At 38.7% G+C, this 25689-nt stretch carries 24 protein-coding genes; 3 read left to right on the top strand and 21 right to left on the bottom strand.

Translation table 11 applies throughout. The annotated features are described in order from the left end of the window. Position 1: 1 nt before the first annotated feature. Complete coding sequence (gene arfB, locus GJ691_RS02850; protein ID WP_154363528.1) at positions 2 to 406, top strand: alternative ribosome rescue aminoacyl-tRNA hydrolase ArfB; 405 nt, start codon at positions 2 to 4, stop codon at positions 404 to 406. A 6-nt stretch (positions 407 to 412) separates the two neighbouring features. On the opposite strand, the gene GJ691_RS02855 is transcribed toward arfB, so the two are convergent. The 12 genes from GJ691_RS02855 to pdxA form a co-directional block, all read right to left on the bottom strand. Next, on the bottom strand, positions 413 to 874 hold the full coding sequence (locus GJ691_RS02855; protein WP_154363530.1) for a 3-oxoacyl-ACP synthase: 462 nt from the start codon (positions 872 to 874) through the stop codon (positions 413 to 415). A 54-nt stretch (positions 875 to 928) separates the two neighbouring features. Further along, the gene (locus GJ691_RS02860) at positions 929 to 1579 is read right to left on the bottom strand and encodes a hypothetical protein (RefSeq protein ID WP_154363532.1); all 651 of its coding nucleotides are present in this window, start codon (positions 1577 to 1579) and stop codon (positions 929 to 931) included. A gap of 175 nt (positions 1580 to 1754) precedes the next feature. Further along, positions 1755 to 2870, bottom strand: a complete 1116-nt coding sequence (locus tag GJ691_RS02865; protein WP_154363534.1) for an NAD(P)/FAD-dependent oxidoreductase — start codon at positions 2868 to 2870, stop codon at positions 1755 to 1757. 117 nt (positions 2871 to 2987) lie between these two features. After that, positions 2988 to 4382, bottom strand: coding sequence for a hypothetical protein (locus GJ691_RS02870; RefSeq protein ID WP_154363536.1), 1395 nt, complete (start codon positions 4380 to 4382; stop codon positions 2988 to 2990). Between the two features lie 2 nt (positions 4383 to 4384). Continuing rightward, on the bottom strand, positions 4385 to 6247 hold the full coding sequence (locus GJ691_RS02875) for a DUF4836 family protein (protein WP_154363538.1): 1863 nt from the start codon (positions 6245 to 6247) through the stop codon (positions 4385 to 4387). A gap of 8 nt (positions 6248 to 6255) precedes the next feature. Then, a complete protein-coding gene (locus GJ691_RS02880; protein WP_154363540.1) occupies positions 6256 to 6927 on the bottom strand; it encodes a hypothetical protein in 672 nt (223 codons plus the stop codon). A 200-nt stretch (positions 6928 to 7127) separates the two neighbouring features. Beyond that, positions 7128 to 8480, bottom strand: a complete 1353-nt coding sequence (accC, locus tag GJ691_RS02885) for an acetyl-CoA carboxylase biotin carboxylase subunit (RefSeq protein ID WP_154363542.1) — start codon at positions 8478 to 8480, stop codon at positions 7128 to 7130. 71 nt (positions 8481 to 8551) lie between these two features. Next, positions 8552 to 9040 carry an acetyl-CoA carboxylase biotin carboxyl carrier protein gene (gene accB / locus GJ691_RS02890; protein WP_154363544.1) on the bottom strand — a complete coding sequence of 163 codons (489 nt, stop codon included), beginning with the start codon at positions 9038 to 9040 and terminating at the stop codon, positions 8552 to 8554. Positions 9041 to 9066: 26 nt separating this feature from the next. Then, positions 9067 to 10065, bottom strand: a complete 999-nt coding sequence (locus tag GJ691_RS02895; protein ID WP_154363545.1) for a beta-ketoacyl-ACP synthase III — start codon at positions 10063 to 10065, stop codon at positions 9067 to 9069. Positions 10066 to 10311: 246 nt separating this feature from the next. Then, positions 10312 to 10509 carry a 50S ribosomal protein L32 gene (rpmF, locus tag GJ691_RS02900; RefSeq protein ID WP_154363548.1) on the bottom strand — a complete coding sequence of 66 codons (198 nt, stop codon included), beginning with the start codon at positions 10507 to 10509 and terminating at the stop codon, positions 10312 to 10314. Positions 10510 to 10515: 6 nt separating this feature from the next. After that, the gene (locus GJ691_RS02905; protein ID WP_154363549.1) at positions 10516 to 11046 is read right to left on the bottom strand and encodes a YceD family protein; all 531 of its coding nucleotides are present in this window, start codon (positions 11044 to 11046) and stop codon (positions 10516 to 10518) included. Between the two features lie 161 nt (positions 11047 to 11207). Further along, complete coding sequence (gene pdxA / locus GJ691_RS02910) at positions 11208 to 12254, bottom strand: 4-hydroxythreonine-4-phosphate dehydrogenase PdxA (RefSeq protein ID WP_154363552.1); 1047 nt, start codon at positions 12252 to 12254, stop codon at positions 11208 to 11210. A gap of 83 nt (positions 12255 to 12337) precedes the next feature. On the opposite strand from pdxA, the gene GJ691_RS02915 reads away from it, so the two are divergent. Continuing rightward, positions 12338 to 12931, top strand: a complete 594-nt coding sequence (locus GJ691_RS02915; RefSeq protein WP_154363554.1) for a riboflavin synthase — start codon at positions 12338 to 12340, stop codon at positions 12929 to 12931. Positions 12932 to 12934: 3 nt separating this feature from the next. Here the strand turns inward: GJ691_RS02915 and GJ691_RS02920 are convergent, their stop codons facing one another. From GJ691_RS02920 to GJ691_RS02940, 5 genes are all read right to left on the bottom strand, one after another. Continuing rightward, on the bottom strand, positions 12935 to 14020 hold the full coding sequence (locus GJ691_RS02920; protein WP_154363556.1) for an acyltransferase family protein: 1086 nt from the start codon (positions 14018 to 14020) through the stop codon (positions 12935 to 12937). A gap of 52 nt (positions 14021 to 14072) precedes the next feature. Beyond that, complete coding sequence (locus GJ691_RS02925; protein WP_154363558.1) at positions 14073 to 17849, bottom strand: transglutaminase domain-containing protein; 3777 nt, start codon at positions 17847 to 17849, stop codon at positions 14073 to 14075. A gap of 197 nt (positions 17850 to 18046) precedes the next feature. Beyond that, a complete protein-coding gene (locus tag GJ691_RS02930; RefSeq protein ID WP_154363560.1) occupies positions 18047 to 19135 on the bottom strand; it encodes a phosphotransferase enzyme family protein in 1089 nt (362 codons plus the stop codon). Between the two features lie 18 nt (positions 19136 to 19153). Then, the gene (gene gluP, locus GJ691_RS02935; protein WP_154363562.1) at positions 19154 to 20392 is read right to left on the bottom strand and encodes a glucose/galactose MFS transporter; all 1239 of its coding nucleotides are present in this window, start codon (positions 20390 to 20392) and stop codon (positions 19154 to 19156) included. Positions 20393 to 20420: 28 nt separating this feature from the next. After that, a complete protein-coding gene (locus tag GJ691_RS02940) occupies positions 20421 to 21266 on the bottom strand; it encodes an ROK family protein (protein ID WP_154363564.1) in 846 nt (281 codons plus the stop codon). Positions 21267 to 21624: 358 nt separating this feature from the next. On the opposite strand from GJ691_RS02940, the gene GJ691_RS02945 reads away from it, so the two are divergent. Beyond that, a complete protein-coding gene (locus tag GJ691_RS02945; RefSeq protein WP_246200099.1) occupies positions 21625 to 22335 on the top strand; it encodes a sulfite exporter TauE/SafE family protein in 711 nt (236 codons plus the stop codon). 359 nt (positions 22336 to 22694) lie between these two features. Here GJ691_RS02945 and GJ691_RS02950 read toward each other — a convergent pair whose 3' ends face one another. From GJ691_RS02950 to GJ691_RS02965, 4 genes are all read right to left on the bottom strand, one after another. Further along, positions 22695 to 23108 carry an MFS transporter gene (locus tag GJ691_RS02950; protein WP_154363566.1) on the bottom strand — a complete coding sequence of 138 codons (414 nt, stop codon included), beginning with the start codon at positions 23106 to 23108 and terminating at the stop codon, positions 22695 to 22697. Positions 23109 to 23114: 6 nt separating this feature from the next. After that, the gene (locus tag GJ691_RS02955; RefSeq protein WP_154363568.1) at positions 23115 to 23957 is read right to left on the bottom strand and encodes a GIY-YIG nuclease family protein; all 843 of its coding nucleotides are present in this window, start codon (positions 23955 to 23957) and stop codon (positions 23115 to 23117) included. A gap of 198 nt (positions 23958 to 24155) precedes the next feature. Next, positions 24156 to 24923 (bottom strand): hypothetical protein, encoded by a 768-nt coding sequence (locus tag GJ691_RS02960; protein ID WP_154363570.1) that lies wholly within the window; start codon positions 24921 to 24923, stop codon positions 24156 to 24158. A 24-nt stretch (positions 24924 to 24947) separates the two neighbouring features. Then, positions 24948 to 25685 carry an MIP/aquaporin family protein gene (locus GJ691_RS02965; RefSeq protein WP_154363572.1) on the bottom strand — a complete coding sequence of 246 codons (738 nt, stop codon included), beginning with the start codon at positions 25683 to 25685 and terminating at the stop codon, positions 24948 to 24950. Positions 25686 to 25689 lie beyond the last annotated feature (4 nt).

A 25689-nucleotide genomic window follows, 5' to 3' on the forward strand; every position in this document is an offset into this window, starting at 1 on the left:
TATGGATGCAGCTGCCCTTCTTCAAGAAATTAAATTAAAAGCGGTCAGGAGCAGTGGTGCGGGGGGACAGCATGTTAACAAGGTATCTACCAAAGTGGAACTTGCTTTTGATGTTGCCAATTCACAGGCATTGTCATTAAAAGAAAAGGAGCGTATTCTGCATAAACTTGCCCATAGGCTTACCAAAGGGAATGTTTTGATTCTACAGGCCGGTGATACCCGCAGCCAGTATAGGAATAAAGAGCTTGTTATAAAACGTTTTTTACAACTATTGGAAGACGCACTTACATTCCAGAAAAAACGCAGAAAAACAAAACCTTCTAAATCATCTATCGAAAAAAGGCTTCGCAAAAAGAAAAAAGACGCCTTAAAAAAACAAAACCGACGACGGCCAAAATTGGATTGATCTTACCTAAACGATTTCAAGAATCTTAATATCGTTTTCTCCAAAATGAATGGTCTGCCCTACACTTTTTCCCAGTAACATAATACCAATGGGAGTGTTCAGTGAAATACAGAAATTCTTCTCTTTGGTGCCCAATTTACATTCACCTGCGGAAATGGAAAGAAAATAGTTCGCCATTGTCGTTTTTACCAAACTACCTAATGAGGCCGTTGCCCTTGACGTAGAAATATCAACCTTCTCCAGTACCCTGCGCATATTCTCGGCCTCTGAAAGTTGTTGCCCCAATTTCTCCCTTTCCAATTGAAGCATTGCCCTACCCGTCTCATGTTTATCGCCGGCACTACTTTTTGTCTCTGAGCCCAAGGCTTCTTGTATTTCATTAATCTGAAACTCTATTCTAGAGATACGTTCTTGTACAAAATCCTCGCAAAATCGATACAAATTTTCTTTATGACTTAAATTGTCCATAGTGTAAAGCATTAATTACCTATAAATTGAATTATGGGAAGCTATCATAAATGTTCATTGATCCTCGAAATGGTACAAATCGGCTAATTTATACACCAGATAATTTATTATTTGTTCTTCAGACCTGCCCAAATTGTACATCTTATGTATTTGATCTTTATTTTCCGCTTTAAAAAAATCAAGGTCATTGGTACGATACTCACTAAAAATATTCCAGGAGGTGAGCCCCTGTAACATTCTCTTATGGGCATTGTATTTTTTACTGACGCTTTCATACTCTTTTTTAAAAGTCTTGTCTTTTTTCAAATTAGCATCTTGCTGCATTGTAGTATAGCGGTCATACTCTGCTCGCAAACGAACATCAGCTTTCTTGGCTTCGGCAATGATTTTAAAATAAGCCCTTGAAACCAAGGATTGATAACGCTCCTCAAACAATGCTTCCATATCCAATTCTGTCGTAAATCGGTCTTCTTCTGAATCAGCCCTAGTAGATCTGGAAGAAATCTCGATATAATCCGAAACATCGTCAGAATTACTGGCCATTAATGAATTTTTCCAAGCTTCCGATTTAATGATCTCTTTCCAAACACGGGTATATTCACGATGATAATTGGATTTGCCCAATGAGCAACCCATAATGGACATCGATACCAAAAACAGTACACTTAACTTTTTAAAATGGGATACCAATGTAGACTCTGTCATTTAGAACACTATTAAACACACGAATTTCTTAATCAATAATTGCTTTTCTTTAGCCTATCGATTTCGATTATGTTCAGAAATACCAAATGATTTGGTGTGGTTGTAAGACCTAGGGCAGGTCATTGTTCTCTCGAGAGGTACCAAGATAAAAAGAAAAATGAACAATGAACAACTTCTATACCGAAAGTTCTGCCAGTTCCTTACCTATTTGACTACCTATGGCTATTCCCATTCCCCCCAACCGTACGCCACAATACACATTATCAGAAATTTGCTTAATTATCGGCTTTTTTACGTCCCCTATACCCATGGTGCCACTCCATCTCATGGCTACCTCAAAAGGGGTGTCGGGTAAAATAATTTCGGCCAGCATTTTCTCAAGCTGATTTTGAATTAAGGGAGTCTCGGTCTGCTCATAGGTTTCTTCACCTTTAAAATCGAGGTTACGCCCTCCCCCGAAAAGGATCCTATTATCTATATTCCTAAAATAATAATATCCTTCATCTAGATGGAAAGTACCTTTAATATGCAGTTCGGGAATGGGTTGCGTCACCAATACCTGTGCACGGGCAGGTTGCACTTTTTCATTTAAAAGTTGGGAAGCAAAGCCGTTCGTGGCGATCATTAACTTCTTGGTTTTAAAGGTAAAGGCATTCGTTCTTACTTCCACAGCGTTACCGGATTCTTGAAATTCCTCAACCGTTATCGCATTCAATATCCGAATAGCATTCTTAGCCGTTAGATTTAGTAGTGCCGCCATCATTTTACCTGTATTAATTTGGGCCTCAAGCGTATTTGATATGTACTGCTCCTTTATGTTTTTAAAATGGAACCGATTCTCTTGCAATTGAAAGGCAGTTGTTCCAAAAATTGGTTTCAACAGGGAATTCACTAACCTAAGATTCTCCTTACAAGTCTTAAACAGTCCTTCCTTGGATTTAGGAAAGAGCTCATGGCCACCATGTTGTTGATAATCAATAGTTTCATCCCCCAATGTTTTACGCAGCAATTGTATTCCTTTCCATCTTTGATCTACCAACTGCACCACTTCTTCCTCGGTATGGGTGTTCAAATCGGAAATTATCTCGGAAATACTGCCATAACATGCAAAGCCGGCATTTTTGGTACTTGCCCCTTCGGGCAAGACACCTTTTTCCAACACAACTATTTTTGCTGATGGATACTTTTTACGTATAACCAGGGCACAATTCAATCCGACAATACCACTACCTACAATGGTGAAATCGATGTCGGACAACCATGTTTTATATTCCCAATAACTCAGGTTCATACGGCAAGATAATCACTATTGACCACATTTTACTTTTGAAAGTGAACAGTATCCCCGTGTAATAAAATATTCGATTAAAGGCCAATCCTGATTTTATTATATCTTAAAGCTTGTGGACTAATCTTGATTAAGTCCGAAAAACAGTTGGGAAAGAAAATTAATATCCTGTTTTTTTCCTTTGATTTTTCCTTCTAGATCAACTTCGTTCCCGACAGCTTGTTTTGCGGACAATTCCAGTGCTTGCAGCAAATCAAAATAACCCTCTAATTGTGGAATTTGGAAATCTTCTTTTGCCTTTGCAAAATCAATGGAAAGGTTCATAAAGTGCTGGTCGGTGGCCTGTTCTAAAGGTAATTTTGATTTACCTGTTTCGAATAGCGTGCTATTCGTGTTTTCTTCTACATAAAAACGATATAATGGGAACCCCGTAAAAACCCCATTTTGGTTCAATAAGTCTTTTTGGGCCAAGTAATCTTTCAATCCATTCTTTTCCTTTTCCAAATACAAAACCATATTCGGCACCTTTTTTTCTTGATAAGTCTTTTCTTCTATTTTATTGAAGTTGTCGTCGTATGTATACGTTACTATAGTATCTGACTGGGAGGTTGTTCCCTTTACACCCAGATATACAAACCCATTGGTCAAATCTACTGCTTGCGACAGGTCTAAATTCATTTTTTTCAGAAAAGAACTGCCTTCCCATGACTTAATGAATCTTTGCTTGTTCTTTGGATGCTTAAAGTTGGCATCCCAATAAAAATTTATAGATGCTTCTGGTATTCGTGCATAATCGACTTCCTTCGGATAAGTCCTGATTCCATCAGTTTTAATATTGCCCTTTATAACAGCTTCCCCATCTACAAACTGTAATGTTATCTTACTCTTCCCATTTAGATAGGTTATATGGCTTTTTGAGTTGGAAAGAGAAGTAATCCAGTTGTTGCCCTTAGACTCGATTACCTTATTGGATTTCAAAATATCAAAAAATATATTTTTGCTTTTGGCATACGAATTGTCCAATCCGAAAGAGACTATTACTTTTTCCGTGTTCCAAGCACAAACCCAACGTTGTTTTTTATTTTCTAACCAATGCACATTGTTTTGATCGTCAGTACGTAATGTTAACCCCTTAGAATTTACATAATGGTCTATTTGATGCTTGAACGCTTTGGTGTTCTTTATCTTCAATACAGAGAAATACGTATTTTCAACTGTAGGCACAGTGAACAATATCAGGTTGTAAGGCATAAGATCCACCCCTTTTTTATCTATGGTGTCTTTATCGGTTTTCCTTGGCTTAAAAGATGCATTATCGTAATAATAGATAGGTGAAGTCACCGCATCTAAAATCAGTGTTTCCTTTATATCATGAAAAGCTATTTTTATAGCGCTATCCGCATCTTTATGAATGACCCCCAATAAAGAGGCTTTGTTATTATACCAAGTATAGCCCCAATACCCCAATATTGAAGCTATACTCAATAATAAAACTATCTTAAGCGTTTTTTTCATGCTTATTTACCCATCAAAACATCTATCATATCAATGAAATAAACAAAACTGTTCTTGTGCCCTTCGGAAGGTGTTTCCCAAATCAATTCACCTTTCATTGTGTTACCCTTGATTTTGTGGAAATTCACTTTAATGTCTTCTGTATTGGAGGTCAAAAAATCCACTTTATCCCTTAAATCCCTCGGAAAGGATTCTACGGGGATTTCGGATACTATCTTTTTCCCATTTACATAAATACTTGATGCGTTTTTGGTAATGTTCTTTTTATGTTCGCCGGATAGTTTTGCCACGAATGTTCCGCTTTTTATGGCGGTCATATCTTTTAACGAACTTCCAAAAAACACGGTGTTGTCCTTTTGTGTTATGTACATGTTAAATGGTGTGGAATTTGGGACGTCTGTTAACCTATAAACACCGTTCATGGCCTCTAACTTATTTTCTTTAAGGCCAATTCTAACCAATCTATTAAAGATTTCCTGTTCCTCTGATGTAAACATGTACATAAAATCAGGTATGGTTTCCGTTTTTGTTTTCTCTACTTCCTTATAGTTGAAATCGGCATCATATTCGTAATCTGTATATGTCACTTCTTTCTCTGATAAATTGGTAAGTGCCAAAAACATATCTCCACGGATTATTTTTGCAGCCTCTTCCTCATCTATCAACATAGAGAATATTTTTGCCCCTAAGGCCACCGATTCATTTAAGGTTTCTCCAGAATTCGTATCGAATAAACTGGTCGCCAATTTAGGGTATGCCTTTAGTACGCCTTCGGTACTAAGATTAAGAGACATATAACCCAGCAAATTATCTTCATTTACATACTTGGTGAAATTCTTATTGATTTTTCCATTGTACATGGGTCTGTACAGGTCAGCGATTTCATCACTCATCATATATTCCGTTTTCAATACTGCTTGATCCTTGTCAAAGTCTAACTTGGCCGCAACAGAAACACCCTTATACAACTTATCTATATTCATGTAATTATAGGGGTTGAAATCACCTCCAAGCATATAACTGGGTATAGCTTGCTCATAGATAGTGGCAAAATCGTTTACCCATACGCTGGCTTCTTGTTTTCCTTTTCCAATACTTTTAACATAATTTGTATTCGTAAGAATACTTTTACTTGCATAAGTACCTGAAATTATTTTTTTGGCATTGGCTAAGACTTCTTTTGAAAACTCCTTGCTTCTGGCCTCTCTCTTTTCCCTTCTTTCCTGACGCTTAATTTTCCTTTGCTCCTGTTCCTTTTTATAAGCATCACTATTGTAATAATCTACTCCTTGTATTTCTTCTGAAGACTCCGTTACTTCTTCTACCGGTTCAACAATTTCTTCTATGACGGTTTCTGTTTGATAGTCGTCATAGTAACCATATACATCTTCCTCTATTTTATTATCAATGGCCATAACGAACATCAGAACATTTTCATTCCACATGGTTACCGTATCACCACTATAGTTTTGAAAGTAAGATATGTCCCCTTCAGTAATGGTCTTGTCCAAATTTCTCTTACGTAAAGTACTCAAAAAGCCTTTGGAACTGTTCAGTGGAACAAGAAAACAGTTGGTAAGCACCCCTTCTTTCATTTCAAAAAAATAATAGAAGCTATTATCATAATCTAACCCTAAATCTTCCAAAGTTTCCAATTTTCCGTTGGTATCTTTGGCCAGTTCTTTTTCTAATAAAGTCCCAAATTTGGAGTTTGAGAATTCATCTAAACTCATTAATTGTAGAAGGTTTTTTCCATTAATCGAAACTACAGCGGATGCTGTTGAAGGAATTTTTGACACTAGGTCTTGCGCAGTTAGTGAGACTGTGATACAAAAAGCCGAAACGGCCATTACAAACTTTCTCATTTAAAGTATTATTTGGTTAATTCAATTTTATTCTGAATATTTTTCTCCCCGAGAATCAGGGAAAGGGCATCAATTTTTAAAAATACGGCACCCTTGTTCGGTGCTATCTTGGCATCTGTATTGGAAACGGCCCTGACTTTATCCTGAAACCTATAAATACAGGTATAGCTGGCTCCATCAAAAACCTTTCGGTCCTCTGATTTTAGTTTGTAAAAAGATTTTTTTATGAGCTCTTCCTGTGTAAAATGCCTTTTAAAGTAGTGTGCAGAAGGGTTGTAAGACAAATTGGTGTAATTGTTAGTGCCCTTATTCTTTATAAGGTCTTTAAAAATAATGTTCACGTTTTCCACGGAATTGAAATCGCAGGAAAGAGTAAAAACGTAATTACTGAAATCTTTAGTTTTTTTAATATTCGATATGCCTGGTGTTTTTTCTAAATGGTATATGGCATCCTTGAAAAATTCATTGATATCCTCTTCAGATGGAATTTTATGTCCATTTACACTATCCAACAACATTAAAGAGGCTAATTTGGTTTTACTCTTACTCATGTTCAGGGTCACCATAATGGTGCCACTACCATCTTTATTGAGCTGTATTTCCTCCAAAATATCGAAACAACCCGCACTTAATGAAATACATAAGAACAGAGTGAAATATACTAGAGCCCTTTTAAGCATATTGGTTGGTTTTTTATATAACGATTAACAAAAATATCAGTTATAAATTGCATTCCCCTTCCCTTTTATTTTCAATACTAAAAGCATAGTGAAATAACTAAAACAAACAGGCTAAAAGTTAGAACGAGCAACATCCGAAAACATGGGCTGTAAAAGTAATATGCAAAAAAAACCCGACGATATCGTCGGGTTTTAGTTTGTTATTCCTCTACCGGTGGATCCATTACAAAATCCTCCATGAACTTAGTGGTATAATTGCCAGCTAAATAATCTGGATGTACCATTAATTGCCTGTGAAAGGGAATTGTAGTCTTCACCCCTTCGATTACGAACTCATCTAGAGCACGTTTCATCTTGTTGATCGCCTCTTCCCTAGTTTGGGCCGTGGTAATCAACTTTGCGATCATAGAATCATAATTGGGTGGAATGGTATAACCACTATAAACATGGGTATCCATACGAACACCATGTCCTCCCGGTGTATGCAACGTGGTTATTCTACCAGGTGAAGGCCTAAAGTTATTGTATGGGTCTTCCGCATTGATCCTACATTCTATGGCGTGTAATTTTGGATAATAATTCTTCCCTGAGATGGGTACTCCGCCAGCCACTAAAATCTGCTCCCTAATCAGGTCATAATCGACTACCTGTTCTGTAATCGGGTGTTCAACCTGGATACGGGTGTTCATTTCCATAAAAAAGAAATTCCTGTGCTTATCTACAAGGAATTCAATGGTACCCGCACCTTCATATTTAATAAATTCAGCCGCTTTTACGGCAGCATTACCCATATCTTCCCGAAGTTTATCGGTCATATAAGGTGATGGGGTTTCCTCGGTCAATTTTTGGTGTCTACGTTGTATGGAACAATCACGTTCAGATAAATGACATGCCTTACCATATTGGTCACCAATGATCTGTATTTCAATATGGCGTGGTTCTTCGATCAATTTTTCCATGTACATTCCCCCATTGCCAAAAGCGGCAGTAGCTTCCTGAACGGCACTGTCGAAGAGTTCTTCCATATCCTCTTCCTTCCAAACGGCCCGCATTCCCTTACCACCACCACCGGCAGTAGCTTTGATCATAACGGGATAACCCATTTTCTTGGCTACTTTTTTGGCCTCTGCAACATCTTTCAATAAACCATCTGAACCTGGTACGGTTGGTACACCTGCCTTTTTCATGGTCTCCTTGGCCGAAGCCTTATCGCCCATTCGGTCAATATGTTCCCCGGAAGCACCGATGAATTTAATATCGTGTTCGGCACAGATCTTGGAAAATTTAGAATTTTCGGATAAAAAACCATACCCTGGATGAATGGCATCGGCATTGGTTATTTCGGCAGCCGCGATAATATTCGGTATTTTGAGATAGGATTCACTACTCGGAGCAGGACCGATACAAACGGCCTCATCTGCAAATCGAACATGTAAACTCTCTTCATCTGCCTTGGAATATACAGCTACGGTCTTAATTCCCATTTCCTTACAGGTCCTGATAATCCGTAGTGCAATCTCCCCTCTATTTGCAATAAGTATTTTTTTGAACATCTCTTGAAGTTTTAACTTTTAAGCAATACATTTTAAATGGTGCAATGCACCAATTTTCAACTTAAAATCCACTAAGATGGGTCAACCAAAAACAAAGGTTGATCAAACTCTACAGGAGATGCATCATCTACCAATATCTTAACGATCTTACCGGAAACTTCAGATTCAATATCATTGAACAATTTCATAGCTTCTATAACACAAAGTACATCACCTTGCGCAATTGTTGAGCCTACTTCGACAAAAGATGGTTTGTCAGGTGAAGGCTTTCTATAGAACGTACCTATGATCGGTGACTTAATCGTAATATATTTAGATTCTTCCTCAGACTCTTTTTGGGCTGGAGTGGCAGGAGCAGCAACTTCGACAGCTGGCGTTGTTGCAACTGGGGCCATTTGGGCTTGGGCAACCGGTACTTGATGTACGAAAGTAGTCTCAGTACCTGCAGATGTTGATCCTGTCCTAATTGTTATTTTAATGTCATCTGTTTCTAACTTAACCTCGCTTGCCCCTGATTTGGCGACGAATTTAATGAGGCTTTGAATTTCTTTAATATCCATAAAAAGTAATTTATATAGTTGATTGCTTATTTATTATATGCCCATTTAAGGTAAATAGACCCCCAGGTGAACCCTCCTCCAAAGGCGGCGAATACCAGATTATCACCTTTCTTCAATTGTTTTTCATAATCAAAGAGCAACAAAGGTAAGGTAGCGGATGTTGTGTTACCATACTTATTTATGTTCATCATGACTTTGGAGTTGTCCAGCCCCATTCTATTGGCAGTAGCATCAATGATGCGCTTATTTGCCTGATGGGGCACCAACCATGCCACATCTTGATCGCTAAGGTTATTGCGCTCCATGATCATCGCGGCAACATCGGCCATATTGCTCACTGCAAATTTAAATACGGTTCTACCATCTTGATAGATAAAATGCTTTCTGTTCTTAACGGTTTCCTCGGTGGCGGGCATCAAAGACCCACCTGCATCCATTCCAAGAAATTGCCTTCCCTTACCATCTGACCTCAAATATTCGTCTTGCATGCCCAAACCTTCGTTATTCGGCTCAAAAAGAACAGCACCGGCACCATCGCCAAAAATGATACAAGTTGTTCGATCCGTATAGTCGATAATCGAGGACATTTTATCGGCTCCGATCAATAAGACTTTCTTGTATTTACCTGATTCAATATAACTGGAGGCTGTTGACATTCCAAACAAAAAACTGGAACATGCGGCCAGGAGATCATATGCAAAAGCGTTTGTTGCCCCGATTTCAGAAGCTACAAAAGCTGCAGTTGAAGCGACTAAACTATCCGGTGTGGCAGTAGCAACAATGACAAGGTCTATTTCCGATGGGTCGATATCGCCTTTTTTGATGAGATCCTCCGCAGCCTTAATAGCCATAAAAGAGGAGCCTTTTCCTTCTTCTTCTTTAAGAACCCTCCGCTCCTTGATACCTGTTCGTGTAGTGATCCATTCATCGTTGGTATCAACCATTTGTTCGAGCATTTGGTTGGTCAAGATGAACTTGGGGACATACCCGCCTACAGCTGTGATCGCTGCACTTAATTTACCCATATTTCGTTTGTGTTGTCAATCAAAATCATTCGAAAAAGCTTCAAAATTGGGGAAAAATAATGATTTTTCAGGACTTTTTGCCCAAAAAGTGATTGTTTGTGACTAATTAGGGATTATTAGTACCATTGAAAATAATTCAACCATTTTTAATTTCAACAGCTGATTATTTTCCAATTGATTCGCTTTAAGGCATAAAAAAACCCCGCTTTTACAAGCAGGGGGTCGTTATTTTATCCAAAATCAAGTCTAAGCTTCCGCTTCCTCGGTATTATCGATCAAAACTTGACCTTTATAATATAATTTACCTTCGTGCCAATGCGCCCTGTGGTACAAATGCATTTCCCCTGTTGTTGGGTCTTTGGCTATTGTAGGTGCTACTGCCTTGTAATGCGTTCTTCGCTTATCTCTCCTAGTTTTGGAAATTTTTCTTTTAGGATGTGCCATTATTAATTATTTATCCGTTTGTAACTTCTTTAATTCATCCCAACGGGGATCATTATCTTCACTTTCGTTTTTCTCTTCCTTTGGACTTAGTTCTGCCAACTTATCTAGTACCTCTGATTGCAAAGTGCCATCCAGAACTCCGGGATGTATCCTTTTCTGGGGTACGGCCAAAACCAACATTTCATAAACATATTGTGCAATGTTCAATTGATGCTCTCCATGAGGGATAATCAATATCTCATCGTTTTCATCATTGAACTCATCACCGAACTTGACTACCAATTCCAATTCACCTTCAATCTCTTGGTCATAAGGTTCGCTGGTTGTATCACAATCTACATTTACAGAGCCCTCTGCATGCATCCCAAGTTCTAACATAGTGCTCATCTTATTCAGAACAACATGTAGATTTACTTTTGCTGCATTAAACTCATCATATCCAAAAGACTCAAAGAACGTATTATCTATATCATAATCAAACTCGTGTTTTCCCTGCTTTAATCCAGAGAAAGGAATTTTAAACTCCTTTTGCTTCATCACTTCAACACTTGTTTTAATATACTTGCCCACATTAAGGCGGGTGCAAAGATACTTTTTTTTTAATAAATGCCAATTATTAGCACGTAAATCTTCTGTCTTTCATTCAGTTGTAAGTAAATAGACATTAAATCCCTTAATTCTTTGGGTTTTGTTGCCAGTTATCTCCTTACTTTCTGTTTTTTCAAGGGGTTTTCTGTCAATTCAAGATACTCTTCCCTATTCTTGAAAATTTGAATGGCCTTGAAAAGCGCTTCTTTGAACGAATTATGGTCTGCCTCTCCCTTTCCGGCAATCTCATAGGCGGTACCATGATCCGGTGAAGTACGCACTTTCGAGAGTCCGGCCGTATAATTTACCCCATTCCCAAAAGAAAGTGTCTTAAAGGGAATAAGCCCTTGGTCGTGGTAAGCTGCTAGAATGGCATCGAACTTCTTATAGCCGTCGGAGCCAAAAAAGCTATCGGCCGAATATGGCCCGAAAACCAATTGGCCGGCTTCTTTCATTTCCTTGATGACCGGTTTCATGATCTCATCATCTTCCTTTCCTATTACACCATGATCACCGGAATGGGGGTTAATCCCCAAAAGGGCGATTTTAGGGCGTGGTATACCAAAATCCATCTGTAATGATTTCTCTATGAGATGTGTTTTGGCACGTATCAAATCAGGCGTTATTGCTTCGGCTACGTCTTTTACCGCGATATGATCGGTAAGCAAGCCCACCCTTAAATCGTTGGTGACCATGAACATAAGGCTTTCACCATCGAGCTCCTTTGCCAAATAATCGGTATGTCCCGGAAATTTGAAATCGTCTGCTTGTATATTCTTTTTATTGATAGGTGCAGTGACCAAAACATCAACCTTACCTTCTTTCAAGGCCTTTACGGCTGCGCGTAGTGATTTTATGGCATACATACCACCTTCTTTGGTCTCTTTACCAAATTCTACCTTCGGGGTTTCCTTCCAAACATTCACAACATTCACCTTGCCGTCAATTGCCTTGGCCGCATCATGTACGCCGTTATAATTAATGGTAAAGCCCAAAGCGTTTTTCTGGTAAGTTACGGTCTTGTTGGAAGCGAATATGACCGGTGTGCAAAAATCCAACATGCGGGCATCCTCGAATGTCTTGAGTATGACTTCGCACCCAATTCCGTTCAAATCCCCAATAGATATTCCTACCCTTATTTTTCGGCTTTCCTGCATTATATAGTTACCTTTGTATTATGCGGCCGTTATGTAATATGCCGCTTTATCTGAATCACAAAATTACTTAATTTTAACGACACATGTTCACGGGAATAATCGAATCTTTGGGAGAAGTACAACAACTGGAAAAAGAAGGGGGCAACCTTCATATCAGCATTAATTCCTCTATAACACCAGAATTGAAAATAGACCAAAGCATTGCACATAACGGTGTTTGTTTAACCGTAGTTGCTATTAACGGACCTATTTACACGGTTACTGCCATTGAAGAAACCTTATTAAAATCAGGACTAGGGGAACTAAAAGTGGGGGATAAGGTGAATTTGGAAAGAGCCATGGTCTTAGGTGCTAGGTTAGATGGCCATATTGTACAAGGCCATGTTGACCAAACGGGTAAATGTACGGCCATATCCGAAAAGGACGGTAGTTGGTTTTTTACCTTTGAATATGACCCCAAATACAACAATGTGACCATTGAAAAAGGGTCGATTTCGATTGATGGGGTAAGCCTTACCGTTGTAGACTCCAAAACCAACGGTTTCAGTGTCGCCATAATCCCTTACACCTATGAGAACACAAGGTTCAATACCTATGAAGTGGGAAGTACGGTTAACTTGGAATTTGATGTTATCGGAAAATATGTTGCCCGAATGACGCAACATCTTACCAACTAAAACTTATACTTTAATAAATATTTTCTTTTTGTACATGATATAAGCCAGAATCATGTAGAAACCTACCACTGTAAGGCCATATAGCAGGGAGGGAAGTTCCAAAGTCATAAAATCATGGGTATACACGTTTTGAAATAGCCAACCATGTAAAGAAGTTTCGCCCACTTTTATCTGACCCATAATCTTGCTGATGAAACTCGAGAGGAAATATATGGTGATGGCGTTTGCACCCACATATTTGAAAATACTTCCGAATTTGACATCACGTACATCTGAAAAATAATAGATCAACCCAAGGAAGATATTGGCCCAACCTGCGGTTACCAATACAAAACTACTGCTCCATAGGGCTTTGTTGATCGGGAATATGATATCCCATAGATAACCTAAAATCAACATTACAACACCTAAACCCAAAAGAACCATCTCTTTCTTTTCCCTTTTTGAAGTCAATATCAGTCCGGTAAAAATCCCTAATAATGAAGTTGCTATTGAGGGCAGGGTGCTCAAAAAACCTTCAGGATCATAATCGGATTTATAGTTATGGGTGCCAAAAATCTTTACATCCAGATAATTTGCTAGGTTATTGGGGGCACGATCAAATGTTGACGCGACACCTTCTACGGGCACATAGGTCATTAATAACCAATACCCCACCAAGAATGTGAAACATATGCCTATGAGGGTTTTCCAATTAAAGTTCATGAACAAGATTGCCGCAAAAAAGAAAACTACCCCGATTCGTTGTAAAACTCCAGGGAAACGAATCGATTCAAAATCCTTGATAAAAGGAAAACTGATCATAAAAGCACCTAGGAACAGCCCAAGCCCAATTAGTTTTAAACTTCTAACGATTATTTTTCGATAAGTGGCCGAAGATGCTGTTTTATTTTGATAAGCAAAAGCTATGGAAGTACCAACAATGAAAAGAAAAAACGGGAAGACCAGATCTGTTGGGGTATACCCATGCCATTTGGCGTGTAACAACGGCGCATAAACATGGGACCAAGTACCAGGTGTATTGACCAAAATCATCAAAACAATGGTCAGCCCCCTAAAAATATCGACCGAAATAATTCTATTTTTCATGCTGGCTTCTTTAGACTAATAAAGATAACCAAATAGCATGTGAAAATCGTCGTTACGGTTGCTGTTTTAACCGCTTATAACCAATTAATTGTTCCTTTAGATCCAATACCGATTTTACATAAGATTTAAAAGCTTCATACTCACTAGGATCAATTCTTTCTTTTGAGGTATGCGCTTCGATAGCAATATGCAGTTCATTAGGTTCAACAAGTTCATAATTGATATTGTACCGATGTTTTCGATAATTTAAACCGGCACTTTCCGGAACCTCGACGAATTTCTCATCTTGGGCTAAAATGATTTTATAGGATGACTTATAGATATCGGCATTTTCGTAAAAAATGTATTCTATCGGAAAGTTTCTTTTTTCATCTGAAATAATACCACTGTTGTAAGCATTGTTCACAGCTGGAATCCGAAAAACCTTCATGCTGCCAATTTCATCCATGGTCTCGTTTATGGTCAGATCAGAAGTATAGCTGATAACAGGGGATTTCAAATCGTATTTTATATCATAAATGGTGTCCATCTTAAAATCCTCGAACAGCCTTCCTTTAAAATCATCCGTGATCTTTGTTTTGATGACCTCATAGTTTTCCTCCTTTAAAATAGCGGCATAGTTGGAATTGATACTGCCCTTTAAAACCGATTCAATCTTTAATTTATGCGTTTCCCCTCCCAATTGATATACCATATTGCTTTCAATAACGGTCGGGTCGTGGTTAATGTTATTAAGTAAATATACCCCTTGCCGAACATCTTTAACCACCTTATTGGGAATGTCCAAAGCAGTGGCGTTTTCTAAACTTGTAGGTATGGATTTATAAGGCAGGTTATTATCGGTAAGTTCCAAATACTGTGGTTCACCATCAATAAAAACCTTTACGATACAATGGTTGAAATCCTGACTTGGTAAAATCATGGATTGCTTACCGTAATCTGAGGTAAGGACCAAAACCAAATGGGATTTCAATCCGGCCATTTGTGCCAGGGTCACGTACAAGGTTGAAAAATCCTTGCAATCGCCCAACTTAGATTTTAGAGTTTTCGCCGGCCGTTGCGGTACAAAACCACTTTGCCTGAAACTTACATAACTATAACTTAGGTTTTCCATTAAGTAGTAATATATCCGTTCCGCTTTTTCGTTGTCGAAATACTTATCGACCGATTCGGGGAATATCTTCTTAAATGCTTCCTCAACATCGGAATTTATCTGCATTTGGGGTCGAACAAGGTCGGAATACCAAGTAGCGATATCGTCCCAGGAATCAATGGTACTAATATGTAGATATCTTACTACATCTGACATACTCGGCATATAATCCTCTTGCTGTTCAAGGGGTTTTAGGTTGTCCATTTCCCAAATATGGCAAACATAATCGTCCATTTTCTTTTCTTGATGGGGTACTTGCCCGTTCATCAATTTAAAATGGAAGGGTTTTTCTTTAGGCACCAAGATCTTAAGTGAATTCTTTAATATGGGATGGTAAGAATCCATCTGAAAATAATCTACATAATCTTTATAAAACCTACCGCTGGAACTTGCGCTACTTTCATAATCCACATAAATGATATCGCCAACCTCTAAATTACTGAACACCAGGTTTGACCCGTTTTTCGATGCCGGAACCACGGTTTTATTCGGTTTTACGATTTCAGATTTTGTTATGCTATAGTTACCTCGAAGCCCAAGATCAAGTTCTTTCATTGATTCTATACCGCTCTCCGAAGTAATCTCAAGTACATAGCTGTTCTTACTTCTATGTCCGCCTTCTGGGTATAATTGTACCAAAGTCTCATCGAGCAAATAATTGTACCCATAATTGTTCTTGGTACCCTTATTTCTGTTTTTGGCGATAAAATCATAAATGTCGTTTGTTGCCAATTCCTTGAAATAATCCTCGGTACCCGAAAGATCTTCGATTTTCTTTCTTAGTTCACTACTAGCCCCATTATGCTTCAACGATTTTTTATAATAGGCCAAGGCTTCCTTCTTTTTTCCCAATTGTTCAAGGGCATTGCCCATATATTCCATACCTATGAAAGAATAAGGGTAATTGGCCAATACCTTTTCGATAAAGGGCAAGGACTCTTCATACTTCTTATACTCATGCAAATAGGCGATATAATCCTTGAGATATGAATTACTACTACTAACGTCATTATATTGATCACGGAAAAGTCGTAGTACCTCTTCTTTCTTGTTCTGTTTGTCATAGAAACCGGCCAGTTTCAATATCGCAGGGTAATCAAAATATAAATCATTGATCGTCTCCAATACCTTTATGGCATTCTCATCCTCGTTCAAATAGTCGGAATAGAGTGCTATATAAAGTTTGATTAGTTTTGTTTGATCCTTGAAATTGGTGGTGATATATTTTAATTTTTCCTTTATGGCACTTTTGTCTTCTTTACGAATGCTCAACATCAAATCTGCCGAATGTTTTAAGATCTGCATATCCGTGGCAGCCTTGAATTCATCCGTGAATTTTTCAAACTCCTTTATGGGTAACTTAAATAACTCCCCAGATTCCTGAAAACGGTATACATAGGACAAGTAATACTTATCATCGTCTTTTTCAATGTTTTTTTGCAGCTCTTTGGAAGAGGTGTAATCTTTCTCCAGATTATAGCTTACAATCAACAATCGCCTTAAAAAAGAGCTATTGCCGTGCTCTTTGAGCAGTGGTAACAGAATCTTTTTAGCCTCGGTGTATTTTGAATTTCTTAGATACGTACTTATTAAGCAATAGGTATAGAAGAAGTCATTGGGTTTCTCTGCAACTTTATTTTTAAAAAAAGCTTCAACCGAATTATCTATTTCTGTAGGTTGCAAGCTCTGTTCGGTACTCTTGGTATATGGTTTATAGGCGGAATCAATCGTAATATCGGGAATCTCATTACCATCAACATCGGTCAATCTGGCTATAAAATAACCGACCCCACTTTGATCTGCGTTCTTGATCAGTAAACGGTTTATACCCTTAGGCAGGGTAAAAGAGACATTATAAGCATCCAAATCGGTAATACCGTCATTGGTATTCTCTAAAATGGCCACATCATTGACCCATACTTTTACCAAAGCCGAACTACCCAATCGCAGAACAACCCGTTGATCCTCGGGATTGTTTATAAAGGTTTGGGCATAATTTACACCTGCACCATATTCTGTATGATTGGTATAAAACTGATAGGCTTCTTTTTGAAAATCCCCGTTACCATACCAATTAATGAAACCATTGCTATTAGCATTGAAATCTTGCTCGGAATAAGCTTTCGATTCCGGATCGTAGGTAATATCCAACCCACTACCGTTCAGGTTTTCAAAGGTGCCACAAAACTGCCATTTCTTTATCGACGCCATTTCCGAATTCATTCTATAATATTCGTCCCAATCATTAGTATGCCTAGATACGATGGATTTAAGATACTTCATGGCTTCCAGAACAGTCGGGTCTTTTATGCGGCCCAGATCAATATCCTTTATATTCTTACTGTTCTTGTTATTGAAACCACTTTCAATATAATTGTCAAAAAAGAAATTTTGTGTCCATAACGCATAGAGGTAATACTCAAAATCGGGGTACTCCATCAATCGGGAAATAAAACCATCCGGATTGGTAAAGTTGCCATTTTCGGCCTTTATGATCTCTTTGGATAAAAAGTCGGTGATTTCATCATCCTTTGATTTTCTAATGGCCGCCATTGCCTCTTTACGTTCATTCTTGAACAAGTGCTCCCAATGTTTTTCGTACTTGGTATTTTGGGAAAATAAACTGGTGGTTGTCGTAGAAAGGACAAGAACCAGAAAAAAAAGAAATCTTATCATCTAAATTAGGGTTGGTTCAATAAAATCACATGGATATTTATAACGGATTTTATCTTCTTTTTGGTATGTTCTACAATCAATATTTACAATATGTGACAATGATAACCTAAAACCAATGGTATAAACCTGCGACAAGGGAAGCCTATCAAGATCATTGATAAAAGGAATCACCATTGATTTTGTTACTTCCACAACCTTTACAAATAAGATATTACAGTGTTCCTCATTACCGTAAATTGAGCTTCCATACTTTGTAACAACTTGAATTGTGCCTTAGTGCGTACCAAGTTATGTTCGGGATATTTAATTTTATAATAGGTATCACCAGCAATATAGTCCATTAAAAAGCGAAGCACTTGTTCATAGGTAATGTACTTGGCCGAAAATGCCAGATAATCGAGTTCGGTCTGTACCATGAACGATTTGGCTTCTTCGAGATATCCTTTCGTATAAGCCTTGAAGATTTCCAGATTCATAGACACGTTTTCCAGTTCCGGATCATCTTCGAGTCCTGTGTTCGTATATGAACGGATGGCGTCGCCAAAATCGTTTAAGACGGTACTATTAAGAACCGTATCTAGATCGATCATGCAAAGTACGTCTCCCTGTTTATTGAACAGAATATTGTTGATTTTGGTGTCGTTATGCGTTACACGAGTAGGAATGGCACCTTCTTCGACCAAGGTCCAGAATTTCAGCATCTCACCTCGGCGATCTTCTATCCATGAAATTTCTTCCTTTACAAGACTTTTTCGCCCTACAGGATCTTTTTCCAAGACATCTTTCCATTGTTCAAGACGAAAGCGGATATTGTGAAAACCTGGTAAGATATCTACAAGCTGTCCTTTGTAGTCCGAGGTCATGCGCTGAAATCTACCTATGCCCTTACCCCCCGAATAGGCTAGCTCCGGAGTATTTGCCGAATCGTAGGATATGCTATCCTTGATAAATAAACACATAGTCCAGAACTCGCCATCACCATCCAGGTGATAAAGTGCCCCACTATGGGTCTTGATCAGGGTCAAGGTCTCACGAAAAGGATTGCCGCCACCTGCAACTATTTTCGTTTTTAGATGGGTCGTTATTTTTTGGATATTATCCATCATCGATGGTACATCCTTAAAAATTGTTTTGTTCTTTCGTTGAAACAAGTAGTTTGATGCTTCCTTCCCAACCGTTTGAACAATATAGGTGTCATTAATAAACCCTTCCCCAAGTGGTTTTATGGAATATATTTCACCCTCAATTCGAAAATTTTCGGCAATGCTTTTTAGTGCCTGTGACATATTACCAATGTCTAAATATCATTTTCTTATTTTACTTCCTTTGACCGCAAAATAGAGGATATACAAGTACGCAGGAATAAACAACCAGTAGGCAGTTTGATAATTGGCGACCGTGGCGACTTCCGTAGTCTTGACGGCATCTATCAAAAATCCGAAAATCAATGGGATAACGGCCCCACCTACGATACCCATGACCAACATGGATGAACCGGTTTTCGTGAATTTACCTAAATCGGCAATGGCAAGAGGCCAGATGGCGGGCCACATTAGGGAATTGGCAAAACCAATGAGCGCCATACAATAAATACCGAACTCACCAGGTAAGAAAATCAACAATAAGGCCGAAACTATTCCGATCCATGAGAACATTTTCAGTGCCGCTGTTTGTGATATGAACTTAGGGATCATTAGTACTCCAAAAATATAACCGATTACAAGTCCGATAGGTACATATATGGCAAAACTATCTAAGTTAGTTGCCGTATCACCGAATACAGCCTTTGCAAAACCAATTATCGATGCCATTGGTAAAGTTTCTACCCCAACATAAATAAATAGGGCAACTACACCCAATAACAAGTGTGGAAATTGAAAGATACTTGTTTTACCGGCAGCATAACCTGATGTGGCCGCTTCGTCGGATTCGTCTTCACCTTCGGCCTTTACTTCAGGTAATGGCGCAAAAATCATGAAAATACCCAATGCCACTAGTATACCGGTTACAATATAGAACGGAACAATGACATCATCGAGTTTAACATTGTTCAGATCCATAAATAGACCAAGAAACAAGGATGATAACCACCATGCCGATTTATTGAAAATACCCATAAGGCTCATACGCATGGCAGCGCTCTCTTTTGGCCCGATAATGGTGACATATGGGTTAACCGACGCTTGTAAGATCGTGTTACCGATTCCTCCTATAAAAAGGGCTATCAGGAACAAAGGGAAGCTTAGCATGTTAGACGAAGGCACGAAAAGTACCATCCCAATGGCCATAACAAAAAAGGCGATGACCATTCCGTACTTATAACCTACTTTTTTAATGATCCATCCGGCAGGTGCACCAAATACCACGAAAGCCGAAAAAATGGCTGCCGTAACTAAATAGGACTGGGATGTTGAAAGGTTAAAAGCATCTTGAAGAAACGGGGTCAGGAAACCACTAATCCCAACACCAAAACCTATCACAAAAAATAGGATACTGACTATTGCCAGTGGAATGATGTAGTTCGATTTTTTTGAATTGGTCATAATATGAATTTAAGTTGGTTAGAAATAGTTAGGCATTATAATACAAGCCGGCGGCACCCAATATCGCGATGTCGTCTAGCTCCGATTGTTCAATGGTTATAATATCTTTCATAACATCAAAAGGAAATTCAGCCACTTCTTCTTGAATACCTTCTTTAAAAAGGGGAAATGATTTGCTTATTGAACCTCCGAAAATAATGGCATCAGGTGCGAGTATATACATAATGGTCGTGACGAGTTTACCAATATGATGACCGAATTCGTTGAATAGCGCCAAAGCATTCTCATCCCCTTCCATCGCTTTGTCGAATAATTCCTTTCCGGTAATATTATTTATTTTGTTGAAGAAACCGCTGCCACAATAAGCTTCAAAAATACTGTCTTTATAGGGCATGTGACCCACTTCCCCTGCACCACCGAATAAGCCCGAGTGCAGTTTATTGTTGATAATGATACCTCCGCCAACACCTGTTCCCAAGGCCACAGCTACCATATTATCGAATTTTTGTCCCTTGCCAAAATGCTTTTCTCCCAAGGCAAAACAATTCGCATCATTTTCTATATATACCGGAATATTAAAGCGAGAACTTAGTTTTTCAACCAGACCCAGACCATTCCATGCCGGAATGTTGGAAATCTTAACGATTTCGCCCTTGCCCGCATTGATCAAACCAGGAACCCCAACACCAATGGCCTTTGTTTCAGGAAGCATCACCTTTTCTATAACCTCATATAACGTTTCGAGTATTTCCTCGGCAGTTCTTTCGGCTCCTGTAGGCAAGGAATGCGTCTTCACAATTTCCTTGTTCACTATACATCCTGCACCTATTGAAGTGCCTCCGATATCAACTCCGACTATTACATCTGTTCTCATATATTATTATTTATTTCCAATTTCTAGTTTCAACATTCCCTTCCTGGCAAAATCCTTAAAATAGCACTTACCTTCTTAGCATGTAATATGTTTATGGTGTGGACAAAAACGGTCTACATTCCGGTTATTAAGAATCATTGAAAAACACCGCCTATCATAATTGTTTGAAGACCAATCCAATAACACTGAATCAGAGCCTGAATTAGGAATATCTATCGTAAAGGCGGTTGCTACCATGGGGTAGTTTGTTGGTTTAGAGTTAAAGATAAAATAATTTCGAATACATTTGCGCTTTGTTCGCTAAACAACAACTGTGCTTCTATCAATACAACCAGATATATCAACAATGGCATGGATCATGGCATTGACCGCCACATTTATCGTGGGTATTTCCAAGGCGGGAATAAAAGGCGTAGCCATCATCAATGTAACCCTTATGGCATTGGCTTTTGGCGCCAAGGAATCTACCGGTCTCGTGGTGCCTTTACTGATCTTGGCCGATATTTTTGCGGTCATCTATTATAATCGACATTGCCAATGGTCATATATTCTAAAGTTTTTACCATGGATTGTCGTTGGTATATTGATCGGGGTCTTTATCGGGATAGATCTTGATGAACAGACCTTTAAGATCGCAATGGCCATCATTATCTTGGGTAGTGTGGTGATGATGTATTGGTGGGACCGAAAAAAAACCAAAAATGTTCCCTCACATTGGACCTTTGCAGGGTTCGTTGGTATATTAGCGGGTATCACCACCATGATCGGCAATTTGGCCGGAGCCTTCAGTAATATATTCTTTTTGGCCATGCGATTGCCCAAGAATGAATTTATAGGTACCGCAGCATGGTTGTTCTTGATAATCAACCTTTTTAAACTACCCTTTCATATTTGGTCCTGGGGCACTATTACCCCAGAAACTTTACTGATCAATCTAAAACTGTCCCCGGCCATTTTCCTTGGACTTTTTGTGGGTGTACGTTTGGTGAAAATAATCAAAGAGGATTTTTATCGAAAAATGATCTTGATTCTCACAGCCTTTGGTGCGATCATGATCTTGGTCAAGTAAATTGACATTCAAAAAGTGTTCTTGTTCTCTTTTTAGTACCTTGAGTCTGTTTGACTAAAAAATAGAACCTGTGTGGTACATGCTCATCCAGGCGATCCATGAAAGTCCCAAACAAATCAGAAACCTTCCTATCTCTACATAATTTATCCTTGTCCGCATTTTCGCTTTTTTGTTTTGAGGGTGCAATATTACGGGGCATAACCACATTCTAATCCCAGTTTTGGATAAATGGTGTATTATACTCGATAAAGCTTTGGAATACTCTGGAAAAGCAAATTCTTTTGTTTTAAAAACAATTGAAATAAACAGCTTTATCTCAGTTTATCTATTGGTCTTAGAAACGAAATGATTCATGTTCACTATCTCCCCGTATGCCGAAGATCCTGTTTGATCTTTGCTTCGGTCGGGTGCAAGAAAATCATGTACGCGATAATGAAAATACCAAGTATGATCAAATCTGGCTTTATGAAGAGAATGATAAAGGCCGCACCTTCCAAAATGGCCCAACGTAACAAGGCCGCACTTTGGTAAAACGGTATTTTTTCCTCCAAACTCTTTTTACGTTCTATTTTGTCGACTTGGGACCTAAAAAGAAAATTACCTACAAATATAGCTGCGATAGGGATACAGATGTATACGATGGCCTCGGTATTCAACTCAGGGAGTTCCAAAAAGGCCAATGATTTTAGGTCTCCTATTACTACATATGCGAGAACCATCCCCACACAAAGGGCAATATGTAAAATTTTAAGGACTTTTAGTTTTTCTTTCATTTTATATTATAGTCTTTTAATTTCGTCCAATGTTTTGCCATTTTTATCCTTCCATTGTACCCAACCATTGGTCGAACGACCTAATACTACACCACCAGCAGTACTTGGGGAGTTAAAAATATAATCCTCTGCAAATTCCAGAAATGAATCCTTTTCTTTCAAAATACCATCCTCCCATAACTTGACTCTTAGGGCAATCAAATAATCATGGCATGATGGAACTTCATTCAACTTAGCTTGTGACCCTTTGAATACCACAAAACCATCATCAATTAAGTCACCTTCAGCTTTAATACCCCTTCCTTTAAGATGAAAATAATTTTTGCTTGGATTTTGTGATTTCCCCACTTTTTCAAAAACAGGAAACCCAAGAGTCGCCAATAGAATAGTTATAGTTTCAAAACTGTCTAACAAATCCGCTTCCATAGATTCGGTCACAAATGATTTTGTGGGAATAGTACTGTTTTCCACTACAAATCGGTTTGCTTCTTTTGCATTGGCTACCGCAATATGTTCCAAATATTTAGCATGGGACTTTGTAAACGCATTGATTTTAGAAACCAATACAACAGCGTAATTCCAAAAGTCCTTTAATTTATTATGCTGTTTTAAACGATCTAAACAATCTTCAGCCTCGCCAATGTAAACCAATGATTTTGCTTTTTCTGTTGACTCACCAAACAAAAAATAGATTCCGACATTTCTTAATTCGTCTCGCGTAGCAATATAATCCAATTTGTTTCTAGGCACCAGAATTGCCTTTACCACTCGATTGGTAATTTCAGCTATCTTAACACTTCTAGGTGACCCATCAGGAAGAAATATTTGAATGGTCTGTGGTCGATTCATAAATGATTAGAAGATTTATCCACTAATGTAATAATTCCCTCTCTTTTGGGGAAGCAAATTGGAGACGTATTTTTCTTCTACCTGATTTTCAATTCAACCAAACTGATACCTATCATATTTGGGAAAACAAAAAACCCACAGCCTGAACATACATTCAAACCATGGGTTGTTTTCTAAGTTTGGGGAAACTACCTAATATTAAAACAAGCTAACCGCTAACTGTACCCTTGCTATTTTTTGTGAAGGGTTCCAAAGTGTCGTTGCCGACACAGGGAAGCTTAAATCTGAAAACCTAAGGGTTTTTGTTGCAGTTAGGCCTACATTCACAAAATCGAAATTTTGCTCACCATCGCCATATAAATGCGTATCACCGTTAAAGGAAAATGCACCGCCTACAAAGCCCCTTAAATTCACTTTTGATTCGGTGATCAACGGATAAGAAGCTTCTACATATGTGGAATAACGCTGCTCCAGATCCCCATCATCATTCAATTGGGCATCGCCGCTACCGTACAATAATACGTCGGCTTCCAAACGTAATGGGAAACTTTCGTTAAAGGTATAGGATGTACGCAGGTCCAATAAATGCGTGGTGGTGTTCTTATCGTAATTCCATACATCTGGAGACGCTACGCTGCGGGTATTGAATAAATCCCACAGGCCTATAGAGAAACCATTTTCGGCATATTGAACATAGTAGTTTATCTCTTTGTACGATGTACCGTCCGCATCATTAGAGAAAGACATTCCACCCCAAAAACCTGTTGTGAAACTACCCGACTCATTCAATCTCAATTTTGAGAAAACAGCGACCATGGGCTTATCGGTAATGACCAAACCTCTCCACAAATGGTTGGTTTTTACATCAACGTTAAAGTCGATCGGACTGTCTTTCAATTCTGTTTCTTGGGCATGGCCCATTTGCACTGCAATCAGCGCTACGAATACTAAAAGTATTTTTTTCATTGTATTTACTATAAGGGGAATATTCTACATTAAAGCCATATATAAGTAAGCGGCTATTAAACAGCCGATGATAGGGCCTACTACCGGAATCCAAGCATAGCCCCAATCACTTTTACCTTTTACCGGTAAAATGGAGTGCATGATCCTTGGTCCTAAATCCCTTGCAGGATTAATGGCATAGCCTGTTGTGCCTCCCAAGGCCAAACCGATTACCCAAACAAGGAAGGCAACAGGAACTGCGCCAATAGAGCCCAACCCTATAATTGCCCGTGCATCTACATCACCGATCAAATCCAATTTTGGACCGGCCAAATAGAATATTACAAAGACCAAAACGAAGGTTCCGATAATCTCGCTCATTAAGTTGGAAAAGGTGTTCTTAATAGCCGGACCTGTACTGAAACAAGCCAACATACCTTCTTCGTCCTCGGTTACCTTAAAGTGGTCTTTATAAAATAGCCACACTAAAAACGCACCTATCATGGCCCCGATCATTTCCCCTGCAAGATATTCGGGCACTATGGCCCAAGTAATCTTACCTGCTGCGGCCAACCCTATGGTTACCGCTGGGTTCAAATGTGCGCCACTATAAGGGCCCGCCACAACTACACCAACAAAAACGGCCAAAGCCCAAGCTGTTGTAATCTCTATCCATCCTGCTCCGTTGCCCTTTGTGCCTTTCAAGACGACATTGGCAACCACCCCGTTCCCTAATAAAATAAGGAGCATGGTTCCTAAAATTTCTGCTACTAAAATTGACATGGTT

The sequence above is a fragment of the Maribacter luteus genome (assembly GCF_009674825.1).
In the GTDB taxonomy this organism is placed as follows: Bacteria; Bacteroidota; Bacteroidia; order Flavobacteriales; family Flavobacteriaceae; genus Maribacter_A; species Maribacter_A luteus.